General features: G+C 73.2%; 14 protein-coding genes and 7 tRNA genes. 10 read left to right on the top strand and 11 right to left on the bottom strand.

What is annotated here, in order from left to right; translation table 11 throughout:
- Positions 1 to 717, bottom strand: a 717-nt coding sequence (gene pgsA / locus HCN52_RS14605; RefSeq protein WP_168088885.1) for a phosphatidylinositol phosphate synthase, incomplete at its 3' end; no start/stop codon positions are given.
- 298 nt (positions 718 to 1,015) lie between these two features.
- Between pgsA and HCN52_RS14600 the strand changes: the two genes are divergently transcribed.
- The gene (locus HCN52_RS14600) at positions 1,016 to 2,698 is read left to right on the top strand and encodes an AbeC-like domain-containing protein (protein ID WP_168088884.1); all 1,683 of its coding nucleotides are present in this window, start codon (positions 1,016 to 1,018) and stop codon (positions 2,696 to 2,698) included.
- A gap of 115 nt (positions 2,699 to 2,813) precedes the next feature.
- Here HCN52_RS14600 and HCN52_RS14595 read toward each other — a convergent pair whose 3' ends face one another.
- From HCN52_RS14595 to HCN52_RS14580, 4 genes are all read right to left on the bottom strand, one after another.
- Positions 2,814 to 3,371: an HIT family protein gene (locus HCN52_RS14595; RefSeq protein WP_168088883.1), complete on the bottom strand. Its 558-nt coding sequence runs from the start codon at positions 3,369 to 3,371 to the stop codon at positions 2,814 to 2,816.
- A gap of 56 nt (positions 3,372 to 3,427) precedes the next feature.
- Positions 3,428 to 5,407, bottom strand: coding sequence for a threonine--tRNA ligase (gene thrS / locus HCN52_RS14590; RefSeq protein ID WP_168088882.1), 1,980 nt, complete (start codon positions 5,405 to 5,407; stop codon positions 3,428 to 3,430).
- Positions 5,408 to 5,584: 177 nt separating this feature from the next.
- Positions 5,585 to 5,656, bottom strand: a tRNA-Val gene (locus tag HCN52_RS14585).
- A gap of 203 nt (positions 5,657 to 5,859) precedes the next feature.
- Positions 5,860 to 5,931: transfer RNA gene (locus HCN52_RS14580), tRNA-Val, on the bottom strand.
- Between the two features lie 273 nt (positions 5,932 to 6,204).
- On the opposite strand from HCN52_RS14580, the gene HCN52_RS14575 reads away from it, so the two are divergent.
- Together HCN52_RS14575 and HCN52_RS14570 are read left to right on the top strand one after the other, a co-directional pair.
- Entirely contained in the window at positions 6,205 to 6,618 is a 414-nt protein-coding gene (locus HCN52_RS14575) for an SsgA family sporulation/cell division regulator (RefSeq protein ID WP_167931486.1), read from the top strand.
- A gap of 155 nt (positions 6,619 to 6,773) precedes the next feature.
- Positions 6,774 to 7,343, top strand: a complete 570-nt coding sequence (locus tag HCN52_RS14570; RefSeq protein WP_168088881.1) for a CGNR zinc finger domain-containing protein — start codon at positions 6,774 to 6,776, stop codon at positions 7,341 to 7,343.
- Between the two features lie 43 nt (positions 7,344 to 7,386).
- On the opposite strand, the gene HCN52_RS14565 is transcribed toward HCN52_RS14570, so the two are convergent.
- Both HCN52_RS14565 and HCN52_RS14560 read right to left on the bottom strand, forming a co-directional pair.
- The gene (locus HCN52_RS14565) at positions 7,387 to 7,575 is read right to left on the bottom strand and encodes a hypothetical protein (RefSeq protein WP_168088880.1); all 189 of its coding nucleotides are present in this window, start codon (positions 7,573 to 7,575) and stop codon (positions 7,387 to 7,389) included.
- Positions 7,576 to 7,643: 68 nt separating this feature from the next.
- On the bottom strand, positions 7,644 to 8,081 hold the full coding sequence (locus tag HCN52_RS14560; protein ID WP_168088879.1) for a hypothetical protein: 438 nt from the start codon (positions 8,079 to 8,081) through the stop codon (positions 7,644 to 7,646).
- Between the two features lie 151 nt (positions 8,082 to 8,232).
- Here HCN52_RS14560 and HCN52_RS14555 point away from each other — a divergent pair, with 151 nt between their 5' ends.
- Positions 8,233 to 8,742: a DsbA family protein gene (locus tag HCN52_RS14555; protein ID WP_168088878.1), complete on the top strand. Its 510-nt coding sequence runs from the start codon at positions 8,233 to 8,235 to the stop codon at positions 8,740 to 8,742.
- Here HCN52_RS14555 and HCN52_RS14550 read toward each other — a convergent pair.
- From HCN52_RS14550 to HCN52_RS14540, 3 genes are all read right to left on the bottom strand, one after another.
- Complete coding sequence (locus tag HCN52_RS14550) at positions 8,726 to 9,568, bottom strand: GNAT family N-acetyltransferase (protein WP_168088877.1); 843 nt, start codon at positions 9,566 to 9,568, stop codon at positions 8,726 to 8,728. The genes HCN52_RS14555 and HCN52_RS14550 overlap by 17 nt on opposite strands.
- Positions 9,569 to 9,648: 80 nt before the next feature.
- Positions 9,649 to 10,473 (bottom strand): aminotransferase class IV, encoded by an 825-nt coding sequence (locus HCN52_RS14545; protein ID WP_168088876.1) that lies wholly within the window; start codon positions 10,471 to 10,473, stop codon positions 9,649 to 9,651.
- A 138-nt stretch (positions 10,474 to 10,611) separates the two neighbouring features.
- Positions 10,612 to 11,628 (bottom strand): chorismate-binding protein, encoded by a 1,017-nt coding sequence (locus HCN52_RS14540; RefSeq protein ID WP_168088875.1) that lies wholly within the window; start codon positions 11,626 to 11,628, stop codon positions 10,612 to 10,614.
- 145 nt (positions 11,629 to 11,773) lie between these two features.
- On the opposite strand from HCN52_RS14540, the gene HCN52_RS14535 reads away from it, so the two are divergent.
- The 5 genes from HCN52_RS14535 to HCN52_RS14515 all read left to right on the top strand — a co-directional run bounded on the left by HCN52_RS14535 (position 11,774) and on the right by HCN52_RS14515 (position 12,204).
- Positions 11,774 to 11,846 (top strand) — tRNA-Gly (locus HCN52_RS14535).
- Positions 11,847 to 11,866: 20 nt separating this feature from the next.
- Positions 11,867 to 11,937: transfer RNA gene (locus HCN52_RS14530), tRNA-Cys, on the top strand.
- A gap of 1 nt (position 11,938) precedes the next feature.
- A tRNA-Val gene (locus HCN52_RS14525) sits at positions 11,939 to 12,013 on the top strand.
- A 20-nt stretch (positions 12,014 to 12,033) separates the two neighbouring features.
- Positions 12,034 to 12,105: transfer RNA gene (locus tag HCN52_RS14520), tRNA-Val, on the top strand.
- A gap of 24 nt (positions 12,106 to 12,129) precedes the next feature.
- Positions 12,130 to 12,204: transfer RNA gene (locus tag HCN52_RS14515), tRNA-Val, on the top strand.
- A 252-nt stretch (positions 12,205 to 12,456) separates the two neighbouring features.
- Here HCN52_RS14515 and HCN52_RS14510 read toward each other — a convergent pair.
- Positions 12,457 to 12,651 (bottom strand): hypothetical protein, encoded by a 195-nt coding sequence (locus HCN52_RS14510; RefSeq protein WP_168088874.1) that lies wholly within the window; start codon positions 12,649 to 12,651, stop codon positions 12,457 to 12,459.
- A gap of 354 nt (positions 12,652 to 13,005) precedes the next feature.
- Here HCN52_RS14510 and HCN52_RS14505 point away from each other — a divergent pair.
- Positions 13,006 to 13,908: serine/threonine-protein kinase (locus tag HCN52_RS14505; RefSeq protein WP_245175153.1), on the top strand; the 903-nt coding region annotated here is incomplete at its 3' end.

Raw genomic sequence — 13,908 nt, 5'->3', positions numbered from 1 at the left:
GGCGGCCGCCTCCAGCCGTGGCGCCTCGGCGTCGTCGGCCTCGGCGGCCTCCCGGCGGATGGTGACGACCCGCTGGACGAGGGTGACGAGACTGCCGACGGCCACCACCCACAGCGCGATCGGCAGCAGCACCTGGATGTGGGGCACGCCGAAGATCGTGAACCCGGACAGACCGGTGAGGACCAGGGTGATGACCAGCCGCTCGGACCGCTCCACCAGCCCGTTGACGCGCACCGGCAGCCCGATCGACTCGCCGCGCGCCTTGGTGTAGCTGACCACCTGGCCGGAGGCGAGGCAGAACATGGCGAGGCCGCACAGCAGCAGGTCGTCGCCCCGGCCCGCGTACCACAGCGCCAGCCCGGCGAAGATCGCCGAGTCGGCGAGCCGGTCGAGCGTGGAGTCGAGGAACGCGCCCCAGCGGCTGGAACGGCCGAGCTGCCGCGCCATGTTCCCGTCGATCAGGTCGGAGAACACGAAGAGGGTGATGACGACGGTGCCCCAGAAGAACTCGCCGCGCGGGTAGAAGACCAGTGCCCCCGCCATCACGCCGCCGGTGCCCACCAGGGTGACCACGTCCGGACTGACGCGCAGCCGGATCAGCAGCGCGGCGAGGGGGGTGAAGACACGCGTGAAGAAGGCACGCGCGTACTTGTTGAGCATGGTCTTCCCAACAGCTCGGGGCGGGCCGCGTGGTCGTTCGGCCACCGGCGGCCCCATCGTAGCCAGCGGACGGGCCGGCCCGGGCGCCGGGCGCTCGCGGAGCCGGTCCCCGGACCGGGTCGGTGCCCCCTCCCGACGGCGCTCCGCACCACGGGGCGGCAGCGCCGCGGGGGCGGGTTCCGGACGGTTCCGGACGGGGTTCCCGCGATCGGCCCGGTGCGGGGCCCGCCGCGGCTACCCTGGGTCTGGTGCCGTGCCCGGCTCGTCGGGGCCGGCGGTCGACGCCCGCTCGTACAGGGGCCGTTGGGACCGACCGGACGCGGACGTGAACCGATCCCGAGCAGGGGGTGCAGCGATGGCGGGCCTGGAGGAGCTCAAACGCTCGGTGGGGGTGGACTTCGACTTCAGCCCCGGCGCGCAGGTGCCGCTGTCCGGCGCCGGTCACGGCCAGACCGCCGCGGGCTCGGCGCTCGCCGCCACGGCCTACCGCGACGGGGAGGCCGCGTCGATCAAGGATCCGAACGGCAAGGCCGCGGTCTCCGACCCGAAGATCTCGCTGCTGGAACCGAACCTGGGCGAGGCGTTCACCCGCGCGGTGGAGACGCGGATGCTCGCCTCCGACCGCAAGCCCCTCATCCAGTCCTTCGGTGTGGAGCCCCACACCGTGGTGGAACACGCGATCGCGGCGAAGCGCATCAGGACGCAGCGCGACAACCGGCTGACGCTGATCATGCTGGTGTGCGGCGTCCTCTTCCTGCCCGGTGTGCTGGTGTGGCTGGGGCTGTTCCAGGCCCGCCGGACGCTGGCCGGCTCCAAGGACAAGCGAGCCGGGGCGATCGGGACGGCGGCGCTGATCGCTCTGGCGGTGCTGGCGGTCCTGCTGGTGGTGACGCTCCCGGTCGACGGGCTGCTCCAGCTGTACGTGTGGCTGGTGCTGCCCGCACCCATCATCGGCTGGCTGTGGGCCAAGCGCATCAGCGAGCAGGCGGCGCAGAACCTGCGCGCCCACTGGGCCAACCTGGCGGGCGGCGGTGGCGCCGGGGCGAAGATCCCGGAGGCGGTGCCGCAGAACCCCAACGACGCGGAGGCCGAGCGGCTGCGGCTGGGGTTGGCCAAGATCGCCGCCGAGCAGGAGTCCAACGTCGCCCACTACGCGGGCCCCGAGGGCATCCTCGGCATGGGCGTCCGGTGGGGCAGCTGGCAGCTGGCGGAGGACCTGGTGCCGGCGGAGGCGGGCAAGGACATCGACCCGTTCCGCAGCTGGGACGTCGTGCGCGCCATGCAGGACCAGCTCCGGATGCTGGAGCGCACCCCGGTGCACACCGGCGGCTTCAAGTCGCCGCCGGAGATCAAGCACTGGGTGGTGCGGCACGTCGGCGAGGGTGCGGGGACGGTGTCGCGCCCCGACGGCCCCAACGTCGAGGCGTACAGCATCAACGCCATCGAGGTGCAGCGCATCTGCAACGAGCAGCAGTTCGACAGCAACGACCGGCACTACCTCGGGGTGCAGTTCGTGCTGTGGGACGGCGGGTTGGTCATCACGATGCTGATCAGCGTGACGGTGCTGCACCGCACGCTGCGGATCGAGGTCAACGGCCACGCGCTGGGGCCGACCCACCCGTGGTTCTACGGCAAGCCGGCGGGCAAGAGCCGCAGTTACCGCAACCCGGTCAAGCCGTGGAAGAAGATCTCGCAGAGCCTGCCGCTGGTGGACGCCAAGGAGACGGTGCGGTTGGCGGCCCGGGCGCCGCTGGCCCGCTTCAACCCGAAGAAGCTCGACGAGCTGGGCGGGAAGATGAGCCTGCCCGAGCCGTTCGGTGTCCGGCACGTCTGGGCCACCAAGCCGTGGCGGCACCGCTTCATGGCGGACGACGCGCTCCGCGTGGCCACTCCGGTGCTGCGCGTCGCCCACCAGGCGGCCATCAAGGTGCTGGCCGAGAACAATGTGGACGTGTCGCAGTTCAAGGCCCGTGCCTCCGGGCTCAGCGGAGCGGTGCAGGCGGTCGAGCCGCGCAAGGCCGACGAGTACGGCATGTGAGACCGGCCGTGCGACGGGGACGGCCGGTGGTCGCGGGGCGGTGCCCCGGGCCACCGGCCGTCCCCGTCGCTCCCCCGGCCCGCCGGGGCGGTCGGGGCCGTCAGCGGCCGTCGTCTCAGGCGGGCCAGGCCGCGGCGATCGCCGCGCGGCTGTCGGCGAGCAGCTGGGGCAGGACCTTGGTCCTGCCCACCACCGGCATGAAGTTGGCGTCGCCGCCCCAGCGGGGCACCACGTGCTGGTGGAGGTGGGCCGCGATACCGGCGCCGGCGACAGCGCCCTGGTTGAGGCCGATGTTGAATCCCTGCGGCGCCGCCGCGGCACGGATCGCCCGCATCGCCCGCCGGGTGAACTCCGCCAGCTCAGCGGTCTCCGGCACGGTCAGGTCCGTGTAGTCGGCGACGTGCCGGTAGGGCACGGTGAGCAGGTGCCCGGAGTTGTAGGGGTAGAGGTTGAGGACGGCGTAGACGAGCTCGCCCCGGGCGACCACCAGCCCCTCCTCGTCGCCCTGACCGGGGATCGCACAGAACGGGCAGCCGTCACCGGCCCCCGGCCCCGTGGGCTTTCCCTCGCCCTGGATGTAGGCCATCCGGTGCGGCGTCCACAGGCGTTGGTAGCCGTCCGGTTCCCCGCCGCCGGTCTGCTGCTCGGGCTCACGCGTCATGCCGGCCAGCATAGGACGGGCGGCCGGCCCGGGACCGTTCGGGTCCCCGGCCGGCCGCCCGCACCCCCTCAGATCTGGGCGCGGCTCCGGACGAGTTCACGGAGCTCGGCCAGCGCCTCCTCGCGCGGCACCCCGTTGCGCTGGGTGCCGTCGCGGTAGCGGAAGGAGACCGCTCCGGCGGCGACGTCCTCGTCACCGGCGATGATCATCAGCGGGGTCTTCTGCTTCTGCGCGTTGCGGATCTTCTTCTGCATCCGGTCCGAGGAGGCGTCGACCTCCACCCGCAGCCCGCTCACCTTCGCCTCGGTGGCGAACTCCTGGAGGTACGGCACGTGGGCGTCGCCGATCGGGATGCCCACCGCCTGCACCGGTGCGAGCCAGGGCGGGAAGACGCCCGCGTAGTGCTCCAGCAGCACCGCGAAGAACCGCTCGATCGAGCCGAAGAGGGCGCGGTGGATGACGACCGGCCGCTGCCGGCTGCCGTCGGCGGCGGTGTACTCCAGCTCGAACCGCTCGGGCATGTTGAAGTCGACCTGGATGGTCGACATCTGCCAGGTGCGGCCGATGGCGTCCTTGGCCTGGACCGAGATCTTCGGGCCGTAGAACGCGGCGCCGGCCGGGTCCATGACCAGCTCCAGCCCCTGCTTCTCGGCGGCCTGCCGCAGCGCTGCGGTCGACTCCTCCCAGACCTCGTCCGAGCCGACGAACTTCTCCGGGTCCTTGGTGGAGAGCTCCAGGTAGAAGTCGTCGAGCCCGTAGTCGCGCAGCAGGTTCAGCACGAAGGTCAGGAGCGAGTCGAGCTCGTCCGCCATCTGCTCGCGGGTGCAGTAGATGTGCGAGTCGTCCTGGGTGAACCCCCGGGCGCGGGTGAGGCCGTGGACCACGCCGGACTTCTCGTACCGGTAGACGGTGCCGAACTCGAACAGTCGCAGCGGGAGTTCGCGGTAGGAGCGCCCGCGCGCGTCGAAGATCAGGTGGTGCATGGGGCAGTTCATGGGCTTCAGGTAGTAGTCCTGGCCCCCGTCGAGCTGCATGGGCGGGTACATGCCGTCGGCGTACCAGTCCAGGTGGCCGGACTTCTCGAAGAGGGTGCCCTTGGTGGCGTGCGGGGTGTAGACGAACTCGTAGCCCGACTCCTCGTGGCGGCGGCGGGAGTAGTCCTCCATCACGCGCCGGACGACACCGCCGCGGGGGTGGAAGACCGCCAGGCCGGAACCGATCTCCTCGGGGATCGAGAAGAGGTCGAGCTCGGCGCCGAGCTTGCGGTGGTCGCGCTTCTCGGCCTCGGCGAGGAACTCCAGGTGCGCCTTGAGCTCGTCGCGGCTGGGCCAGGCGGTGCCGTAGATCCGCTGCAACTGCGGGTTCTTCTCGCTGCCCCGCCAGTAGGCGGCGGCGGAGCGCATCAGCTTCACCGCCGGGATGAGCCGGGTGGTGGGCAGGTGGGGGCCGCGGCAGAGGTCCTTCCAGCACAGCTCCCCGGTCTTGGCGTCGACGTTGTCGTAGATGGTCAGCTCACCGGCGCCGACCTCGGCCGACGCGCCGTCCGCCGCCTCGGCCGCGGAGCCCTTGAGCCCGATCAGCTCCAGCTTGAAGGGCTCGGCGGCCAGCTCCTCACGGGCCTCGTCATCGCTGACCACGCGCCGCTCGAAACGCTGCCCGCGCTTGATGATCTCCTGCATCTTCTTCTCGACGCGCTTGAGGTCGTCGGGGTGGAACGGGTTCTCGACGTCGAAGTCGTAGTAGAAGCCGTCGCGGATCGGCGGGCCGATACCGAGGCGGGCCGAGGGGAACAGCTCCTGCACGGCCTGGGCCATGACGTGGGCGGCGGAGTGCCGCAGGATGTCCAGGCCGTCGGGCGAGCCGATCCCGACGGGTTCCACCTCGTCGCCGTCGGCCAGTTCGTGGGCCAGGTCGCGCAGCTCACCACCGACGCGTGCGGCGACGATGGAGCGCTCGCCCTCGAAGAGGGCGGCCGCGGTGGTGCCCGTGGTCACCACACGCTCTTCCCGCTCGGAATCGCGATGGATGGTCACACGGACGTCCGACACCGGTCTCTCCTCAACACAGGCCCAGCCGCCGCGGCGGGCGCCGCGACCGCGTGAATCGTACCGAGGCGGTGGTCCCGGGGCGAAACGGTATCGGGGCGGGGCCGGCGGGCCCGCCGCGCGGCCGTCGTGCACACGCGAAAGCCGGCCCGTCGGCTGACGGACCGGCTGTCGCAGGGGTGGGCGATACTGGGTTCGAACCAGTGACCTCTTCGGTGTGAACGAAGCGCTCTTCCACTGAGCTAATCGCCCGCTGCGTCGGTGCCCTGCGGCACGTGAGAACCATACAGCCCGGTCACCGTCCGTCCAAACCCGCCCCCTTGCGGCGACCGGCGACCAGCGAGCGGCGGCGCGGGTGGGAAGCGGTCCACGGGGCGCCCGCTCAGCCGACCGGGCGGAAACCGGGAAACACCGAGGGGCCGGAGCGCGAAGCTCCGGCCCCTCGGCCTGCACGGTGGGCGATACTGGGTTCGAACCAGTGACCTCTTCGGTGTGAACGAAGCGCTCTTCCACTGAGCTAATCGCCCGCTGCGGTGATCACAGACTACCCCACACCGAGCACTGCCCCGCACCGCCTCCCACCACCCCCGACGCAGCTCTCTCACCCATGAGAGACCTTGCTCGAACGTTTGTGGCAATCACCCCTCCGGGGGAGCCGACCCCCCACAGACTGCGCCATTCGAATGACTTCAAACCTCGCAAATGGCACACAAGGGTTTACACCCCCCCAGTACGTGGCACATCGATCTCGCCGACGTGCGAAGCCCCGAGCGCACACTGAGCGAAAGGCACTGGCGCCTATGAACACCACGGTCAGCTGCGAGCTGCACCTGCGCCTCGTCGTATCGAGCGAGTCGTCACTGCCCGTACCCGCAGGACTGCGGTATGACACCGGCGATCCCTACGCCGTCCATGCCACGTTCCACACCGGAGCGGAGGAGACCGTCGAGTGGGTCTTCGCCCGCGACCTGCTGGCCGAGGGGCTCCACCGCCCCACCGGCACCGGTGACGTCCGGGTGTGGCCGTCGCGCAGCCACGGTCAGGGGGTGGTCTGCATCGCCCTCAGCTCCCCCGAGGGCGAGGCGTTGCTGGAGGCTCCCGCCCGAGCGCTGGAGTCCTTCCTCAAGCGGACCGACGCGGCGGTGCCGCCCGGTACCGAACACCGCCACTTCGACCTCGACACCGAGCTCTCGCACATCCTCGCGGAGAGCTGAGGCCGTCCGCCCCGCCGTCCGAACTCGGGGCGACGGCGGGCCGGACACCGGCCCGCGAGCGCCGGGTACCGCCGCACCACCACGCGGCCGTACCCGGCGCTCGCGTTAGAGTTTCCCGGTTACTCGCCGCGCCCCCGGACCGGGAGACCTACCAGGTGCTCATCAACCACGACACACGGTGCGCGCTGGGCCACGTGATCGAGCTCCTCAACACCGCCCCCGCCACCGGCGCCGGCGAGCGCCTCCCCGATGTGGCGGCGCTGCGGACGTTCGTCGGCACCCTCACCGTCAGCGGCATCGTGCCGGCCGAGCTGACCGACGCCGACCTCGCCGCCGTGCTCCGCACCCGGGAGCGGTTCGAGCGCGTGCTGGCCTCCGACTCCGGCAGCGAGGTCGCGGAGCTGATCAACGAGATGGTGGCCTCGGCGGGCACCACCCCGCAGCTGACGGACCACGACGGGTACGACTGGCACGTCCACTACTTCGCCCCCGGCGCCTCGCTCGCCGACCACCTCGCGGCGGACTGCGGCATGGCCCTGGGCTTCCTGCTGGTGGCAGGCGAGCTGGAGCGGCTGCGGCACTGCGAGGCACCGGACTGCGGCCGGGCCTTCGTCGACCTCTCGCGGAACCGTTCGCGCCGCTACTGCGACAGCCGCACCTGCGGCAACCGCCTGCACGTCGCGGCGTACCGGGCCCGGCAGCGCCAGGCGGACGCGGCACGCTGACCGGCCCCGGCCGACCACCGCGGCCGGCCGCACAGCAGCCGGCTCACAGCAGGAAGAGGTCGTGGACCGCCGCCACGGTCAACAAGGTCCCGATCACCGCGAGGAAGATGATGAGCGGGAGCTGTGCCAGGGCGAAGAGGCAGCCCCGTTGCTGTCGCCCGGCCCGCCGCCCGGGAAGCGACGGACGGTCGGCCGTGAGGGGGGAGACCGCTCCCCGTGTTCTGTGCGCCATCTCCCGGCGATCATGGCGCAGATCGGACCCCCGCTAGAGCCAAAGGGCCCCCTGGGGCTGGTAATTCGTCAGATCCCGTGTTTTTTCAGGATCGCTTCGATGTCCGAGAAGTCCTCCGTCCCGGTGCCACCCCCGGTCTTTTGGGCGGGCGCCTCGCGCCGCGGGGCGGACGCGATCTCCCCGCCGCCCGCCGCCGCGGGGGCGGCTGCCGGCCGCTGTTCGGGGCTGGGGCCCGAGCCGCCGTCCGGGACACCTCGGGCGTCGAGCGCGCGGGCCACCAGGAACAGCACCACCGCGAGGCCGACCAGAGCGATCCCGGCCCACGCGATCGGGTTGAAGGTCATGTTGAGCACGAACCGCACCACCCCCGTCATGGCCAGGCCCATCGGCAGCAGCGCCACGGAGGCGGTGCGCAGCCCCGTCGCGTAGCGGCGGCGCCGGAAGGAGCGGTAGGCGAACCAGAGCCCCGCGGCGCTCAGCGTGCCGCAGACGGCGTAAATAAGCATCCCAAGCATGCTTCCATCCTGCCGCGCCGAGCGCGGATGAGCCATCGTCGGGCCGAATGTCAGGGACATTTCGGGGTGAGCCGCACCGGGCGCCCGGCGGCAGCACCGCCCGGTGCGCCCCACCCCGCCGACCGACGGGGAGAATACGGCCATGAACGATTCCCCCCGAACCGCCGTCCTCGACGTGTGGTGCGACCTCCAGTGCCCGGACTGCCATCTCGCACAGAACGACCTCGCCGCGTTGCGGGAGCGGTTCGGCGACGCCCTCGCCGTCCGGCTGCGCCACTTCCCCCTCCCTCGCCACCAGCACGCGCTCGCGGCCGCCCAGGCGGCGGAGGAGGCGTACGCCCAGGGCCGGGGCGACGCGTTCGTCGTGGCGCTGCTGGCGCGCACCGAGGACCTGGGGAAGCGCGGCCAGCCGGTGCTGCTGGAGCTCGCGGCCGAACTGGGGCTCGACGCGGAGGAGATGGACACCGCGCTGATCGACGGCCGGCACATGCTGATGGTGGACGCCGACCAGGCGGAGGGTGCCGCGCTCGGGGTCACCGGGACCCCGACCTATCTCATCGACGGGCAGCGGCTCGACGGCGGCGCGAGCCAGGAGGGGCTGCGCGAGCGGATCGCGGAGATCGCCGAGGCGGTGCTCAGCCGAGCGGCTTGACCGTGTTCAGGGCGATCGTGCGGTAGCCCAGCGAGTCGTAGAGGCGCCGCGCCGGGGTGTTGTCGGCGAAGACGTGCAGTCCGAGCAGGCTCAGGCCGGCGGCGGCGCAGACCCGCTCCGCCTCCAGCATCAGCGCCCGGCCCAGGCCGCGGCCGCGGTGCTCCGGGGCGACGGCCACCGAGTACACGTAGGACTCGGCGCCGTCCGGCAGGTCGCCCCCGTTGCGCACCCACAGCGCGCCGGCGCGCTCTCCCCCGGCCTCCAGCACGCGCAGTACCGTCCCCGGTGTCACCGGGCCCTCGGCGAGGAGCCGGGTGTAGGCGCTGTCGGCCCGCCGGGCGGCGGCCACGGGCGGCAGACCGCGGTCGGTCCAGGCGCGGACGTAGTCCTCACGCTCCGTGGCGAGCCACTGCGGGTACTCGGCGGCGGTCATCTCGCGCACCCGTTCACCGGCGGGCAGCGGCGGCGCCGAGGCGTCGGGGGCGACCTCCTTGACCATGTTGCGGCTCCGCTCGACCCAGCCGAGCTGGTCGGCGAGGCCGTGCGCGGCGGTGGCTCCGGCGTCCAGCCGCGCCTCCAGGCTGGTGCACCCCCAGCCGCGCAACACCTCCTCGGCGGCGAGGGCCGCCGCGGTGCCGCGGCCCCTGCGGCGGTCCGCGGGGTCCACCACCAGCTCGAGGACCCGCCCGACCGGGGAGCCGCCGGGGTCCGCGGCGAGGTGGAGCCGGCCCGCGGGGCGGCCGTTGACCGAGATGGCGTAGCGGCGGGAGCGGCCGCCGGCGGCGTCGCGCTCCTCGGGACCGGTGGGTCGCAGCGTGGTCGTCACCTCCGCATCCTTGCGCACCCCCGCCGCCGCGGGCCAGCCCCTGCCGGGGATCACGGACGCCGGCGCTGCCGGGCCGCAGGTCAGGGGTCGATGTCGGCGGCGGCGCGCTCGGCGAACACCCGCATCGCCGCCGCGGTGACGGGGCCCGGCGCTCCCGGCAGGTCGCGGCCGTCGAGGCGGGCGACCGCCTGCACGTCGCGGGTGGTGGAGGTGAGGAAGACCTCCTCGGCGCGGTTCAGGGCGTCCATCGGCAGCTCGGCCTCCCGCGCGTCGGTCCACTCCAGGACCAGGGCCCGGGTGACGCCCGCGAGGGCTCCCGAGGAGAGCGGCGGGGTCCAGGCGACGCCGTCGAGCACGACGAACACGTTCGTCCCGGTGCCCTCGCAGAGCGCTCCGGTGGTGTTGGGGAAGATCGCCTCGCTGGCGGCGCGGGCGCGCGCCGCGGCCAGCGCCACGACGTTCTCGCCGTAGGAGGTGGTCTTGAGGCCGCTGAGGGCGCCGCGCTCGTTCCGCGTCCACGCCACGGTGACGGCGGAGGTCGTGTCGGGGCGGCGCGCGATGGCGAAGTGGGCGGCGAGCACCGTGGGGTCGACGGTGTCGCCGCGGTCCGAGCCCATCGGGCCCCGGCCGCCGGTGTACGTCAGCCGCAGCCGGCCCAGCGGATGCGGCGACGCGGCGACCGTCTCGTGGCAGGCGCGCCGCAGTTCGTCCAGGTCGGGTGCGGGCAGGCCGAGCCCGGCGGCGGACCGGGCGAGCCGCTCCAGGTGCCGGGTGAGCGCGAACGGCGCGCCGTCCACGGTCTTCACCGTCTCGAAGACGCCGTCGCCCACGGTGAGCCCGTGGTCGAAGACGGAGACGCCCGCCTCCTGCTCGGTCCGCAGGGTGCCGTTGAGCCAGATCCGCATGAGTGCCTCGCCTCGCCGCTGTCGGTCGGCGGCCGGGTGGCGCGCCCGGCCGGGGCCGGGCGCGGTGGCCGCCGGCTCCAGCCTAGGACGCGCTCCCGACGGATGCCCGGGGCCCGCAGCGCGCCCGTCCGGCGACGCTCAGCCCGCGGCGACGGCGAGGAGTCGCGCCGCCTTGAGCTCCGTCTCACGCCACTCGTGGTCGGGGTCGGAGTCCCAGGTGATGCCGGCGCCGGTGCCGAACCGCAGCTGCGGTGGGCCGACCGCCGGGCGGTCGATCCAGAAGGTGCGGATGGCGACCGCCAGTGTCCCGGTGCCGCGGTCGGCGTCGACCCAGCCCACGCCGCCGCAGTAGGGCCCGCGCGGCGCGGTCTCCAGGGCGTCGATGACGGCGAGGGCGCTGGACTTGGGGGCGCCGGTCACCGAACCCGGCGGGAAGGTGTGCTCCAGCAGCTCCGGCCACCCCGCCCCGGGGGCGAGGCGGCCGCGCACGGTGGAGACGAGGTGCACCAGGCCGGGGTGCTTCTCCGTGACGCACAACTCGGGGACGGTGACGCTCCCCGGTGCGCAGACCCGGCCGAGGTCGTTGCGGACCAGGTCGACGATCATCACGTTCTCGGCGTGGTCCTTCGGGAGCAGCTCCCCGGCGGTGGGCGCGGTCCCCTTGATCGGGCCGGACTCCACGGTCTCCCCGGTGCGCCGCAGGTAGAGCTCCGGGGAGGCCGTGGCGATCTCGACGCCGTGGCGGGGAAGCCGGATGGTGCCCGCGTGGGGCGCGGGGTTGCCGCGCGCCAGGTGGGCGGTCAGGGCGTCGATGTCGGCGTCGGGCCCCACCTCGGCCGAGAGCACGCGGCAGAGGTTGGCCTGGTAGACCTCGCCGGCGGCGATGTGTGCGCGGATCCGGCGCACGCCCGCGGTGTAGGCGTCGCGGTCGAGCGAGGTGTGCCAGCTGTCGGTGGCCGGGCCCCGCCAGCGGCCCGGTGCGGGGACCGGTGCGGGTCGCACCTCGCCGAACCGCGCGCAGACCAGCCCGCCGTCGTACCGCGCCGCGACCGCCCACCAGCCGTGGGACGACAGCGCCTCCGGGTCGTCGGTGACGTCCCGGAGGTCGGTCGCGAGGAGGCCGCCGAAGCGGGCCATGGGGGCGAGTTCGTGCACGCGAGCGAGTCTAGGACGGGGGTGCGTGGGACGATCCGCGGCCCGGTCCGCAGCACGCCCCGTGGGGAACCGAGTTTGAGCTGTCACCGGAATCGGATAGAGTTCACCACGTCGCCGGGAAGCGGAAGCGGACCGGAACGACAATGCGGACGTAGCTCAGTTGGTAGAGCACCACCTTGCCAAGGTGGATGTCGCGAGTTCGAGTCTCGTCGTCCGCTCTCGAGGGCCTGTCCCTCGTGGTGGAGTGGCCGAGAGGCGAGGCAACGGCCTGCAAAGCCGTCTACACGGGTTCAAATCCCGTCTCCACCTCGGACGATTAGCTCAGCGGGAGAGCGCTTCCCTGACACGGAAGAGGTCACTGGTTCAATCCCAGTATCGTCCACCACGCCCCCTCGGGGGCAACCCGCGCGATTAGCTCAGCGGGAGAGCGCTTCCCTGACACGGAAGAGGTCACTGGTTCAATCCCAGTATCGCGCACGGGTGCTTCGGCACCGTCCTCCCGGACGATTAGCTCAGCGGGAGAGCGCTTCCCTGACACGGAAGAGGTCACTGGTTCAATCCCAGTATCGTCCACCACCGGCAGCGGCCGGGGAACCACGGTTCCCCGGCCGCTGCGCTGTTGCACCGCGTCGGCCTGCGGGGGCGGCGCGCTGCGGCGGCGGGATCGCTCGTGCGAGTGGTCCGTTGCCGCGGGGCAGGAGGGGCGCACGGCGATGACGGTGGCCGGGGACCTGTCCGGTCCCCGGCCACCGTGCCGTCCGACACCCCCGTCCCCACGGGGCCGTCATCCGGTGCGAGCAGACCCGGCCGCTCTTCCGGGTCCGGGTGTCACCACCCGATCGCACCGGCCACGGACGACACCTGTGTCACGACCGCCTCCACGCCGCCGAAGAGCACGGCGAGCGCGAGGGCGAACGGAAGCACCATGGCGAGCGCGACGAGGGGGTGGCGTCGGCCGTTCTCCTGGCCGTACTCCAGCGGCCGGTCCCTCACCGGTGCCGCCGAGGGTGCCACCTGGGCCATTCCGGCCACCTCCTGCTCGCCGCCTGCTCGTTGCCCCTGCGCCCGACCGTGGCCGGGCCGCGGGGAGTCCTCACGTGGTCGCGGCGGGCGGTCGCCCTCGTGGGCGAGGACAACGGATCGTCCGCCGCTGGTTCCCACGCTAGGCGGCGGGCGGCCCGGCCGTCGTCAGCCCGCCGTACCGTCCCGGCGCCTCCGGGAGGATGACGGGCGGGCCGCTGCGTCGTCCTGAAGGTGGACTCCCGCTCCGCCGTCTCAGGGTTGTCCCCCAAGGGCGCGTCGGCTGCGCGGCCTGTCGGCGGCGCGGGCCCTCAGTCCGTAAGCTGTCCGCGACAGAGCTACCGGCCGGCGACGGGGATGGACATGGCGATGATGCGGCTGCGGCGCGAGGACCCGCGGGTCGTCGGCTCGTTCCGGCTGCACCGGCGCCTGGGGGCCGGCGGGATGGGCGTGGTCTACCTCGGTTCGGACCGGCGCGGGCAGCGGGTGGCCCTGAAGGTGATCCGCCCGGACCTCGCGGAGGATCCCGAGTTCCGCTCCCGGTTCGCCCGGGAGGTGTCCGCCGCCCGGCGTATCCGCGGCGGGTGCACGGCCCGCCTGGTGGCGGCCGACCTCGACGCGGCGAAGCCGTGGTTCGCGACCCAGTACGTACCCGGTCCCTCGTTGCACGACCGGGTGGTGGCGGACGGCCCCCTGCCGGCGGCCGAGACCGCGGCGATCGGTGCGGCGCTGGCCGAAGGGCTGGTCGCGGTCCACGAGGCCGGAGTGGTGCACCGGGACCTGAAGCCCTCCAACATCCTGCTGTCGCCCAAGGGTCCGCGCATCATCGACTTCGGCATCGCCTGGGCGACGGGTGCCTCCACCCTGACGCACGTGGGCACCGCGGTGGGCTCCCCCGGCTTCCTGGCGCCGGAGCAGGTGCGCGGCGTGGCCGTCACCCCCGCGACCGACGTCTTCTCGCTGGGGGCGACCCTGGCCCACGCGGCGCTCGGCGAGTCGCCCTTCGGTGAGGGAAGTTCGGAGGTGCTGCTCTACCGGGTGGTGCACGAGGAGGCCCAACTGCGCGGCGTGCCCGCCGCACTGGGCCCGCTGCTGCGGGCGTGCCTCGCCAAGCAGCCCGAGGAGCGGCCGACCACGCTGCAGCTCTCCATGCGGCTGAAGGAGATCGCGACCCGCGAGGCGCGCGGCGCGGGCCTCGGGATGCAGCGGCAGGCGGCAGCCGTCGCCCCGCGCGAGACGCCCGCGCCGCCGGCGCCCCGC

It is taken from the genome of Streptomyces bohaiensis, assembly GCF_012033785.1.
Classification (GTDB): domain Bacteria; phylum Actinomycetota; class Actinomycetes; order Streptomycetales; family Streptomycetaceae; genus Streptomyces; species Streptomyces bohaiensis.
The sequence above is the reverse complement of the archived record's forward strand: the minus strand, read 5'-3'. Positions and strand labels throughout refer to the sequence as shown.

What these genes read in the sequence shown, in the direction of transcription:
- HCN52_RS14565 (WP_168088880.1), bottom strand. Translation starts at nt 7,575, where the DNA reads ATGGCGCACAGAACACGGGGAGCGGTCTCCCCCCTCACGGCCGACCGT.
- HCN52_RS14600 (WP_168088884.1), top strand. Translation starts at nt 1,016, where the DNA reads ATGGCGGGCCTGGAGGAGCTCAAACGCTCGGTGGGGGTGGACTTCGAC.
- HCN52_RS14595 (WP_168088883.1), bottom strand. Translation starts at nt 3,371, where the DNA reads ATGCTGGCCGGCATGACGCGTGAGCCCGAGCAGCAGACCGGCGGCGGG.
- HCN52_RS14545 (WP_168088876.1), bottom strand. Translation starts at nt 10,473, where the DNA reads ATGCGGATCTGGCTCAACGGCACCCTGCGGACCGAGCAGGAGGCGGGC.
- HCN52_RS14555 (WP_168088878.1), top strand. Translation starts at nt 8,233, where the DNA reads ATGAACGATTCCCCCCGAACCGCCGTCCTCGACGTGTGGTGCGACCTC.
- HCN52_RS14510 (WP_168088874.1), bottom strand. Translation starts at nt 12,651, where the DNA reads ATGGCCCAGGTGGCACCCTCGGCGGCACCGGTGAGGGACCGGCCGCTG.
- HCN52_RS14575 (WP_167931486.1), top strand. Translation starts at nt 6,205, where the DNA reads ATGAACACCACGGTCAGCTGCGAGCTGCACCTGCGCCTCGTCGTATCG.
- HCN52_RS14560 (WP_168088879.1), bottom strand. Translation starts at nt 8,081, where the DNA reads ATGCTTATTTACGCCGTCTGCGGCACGCTGAGCGCCGCGGGGCTCTGG.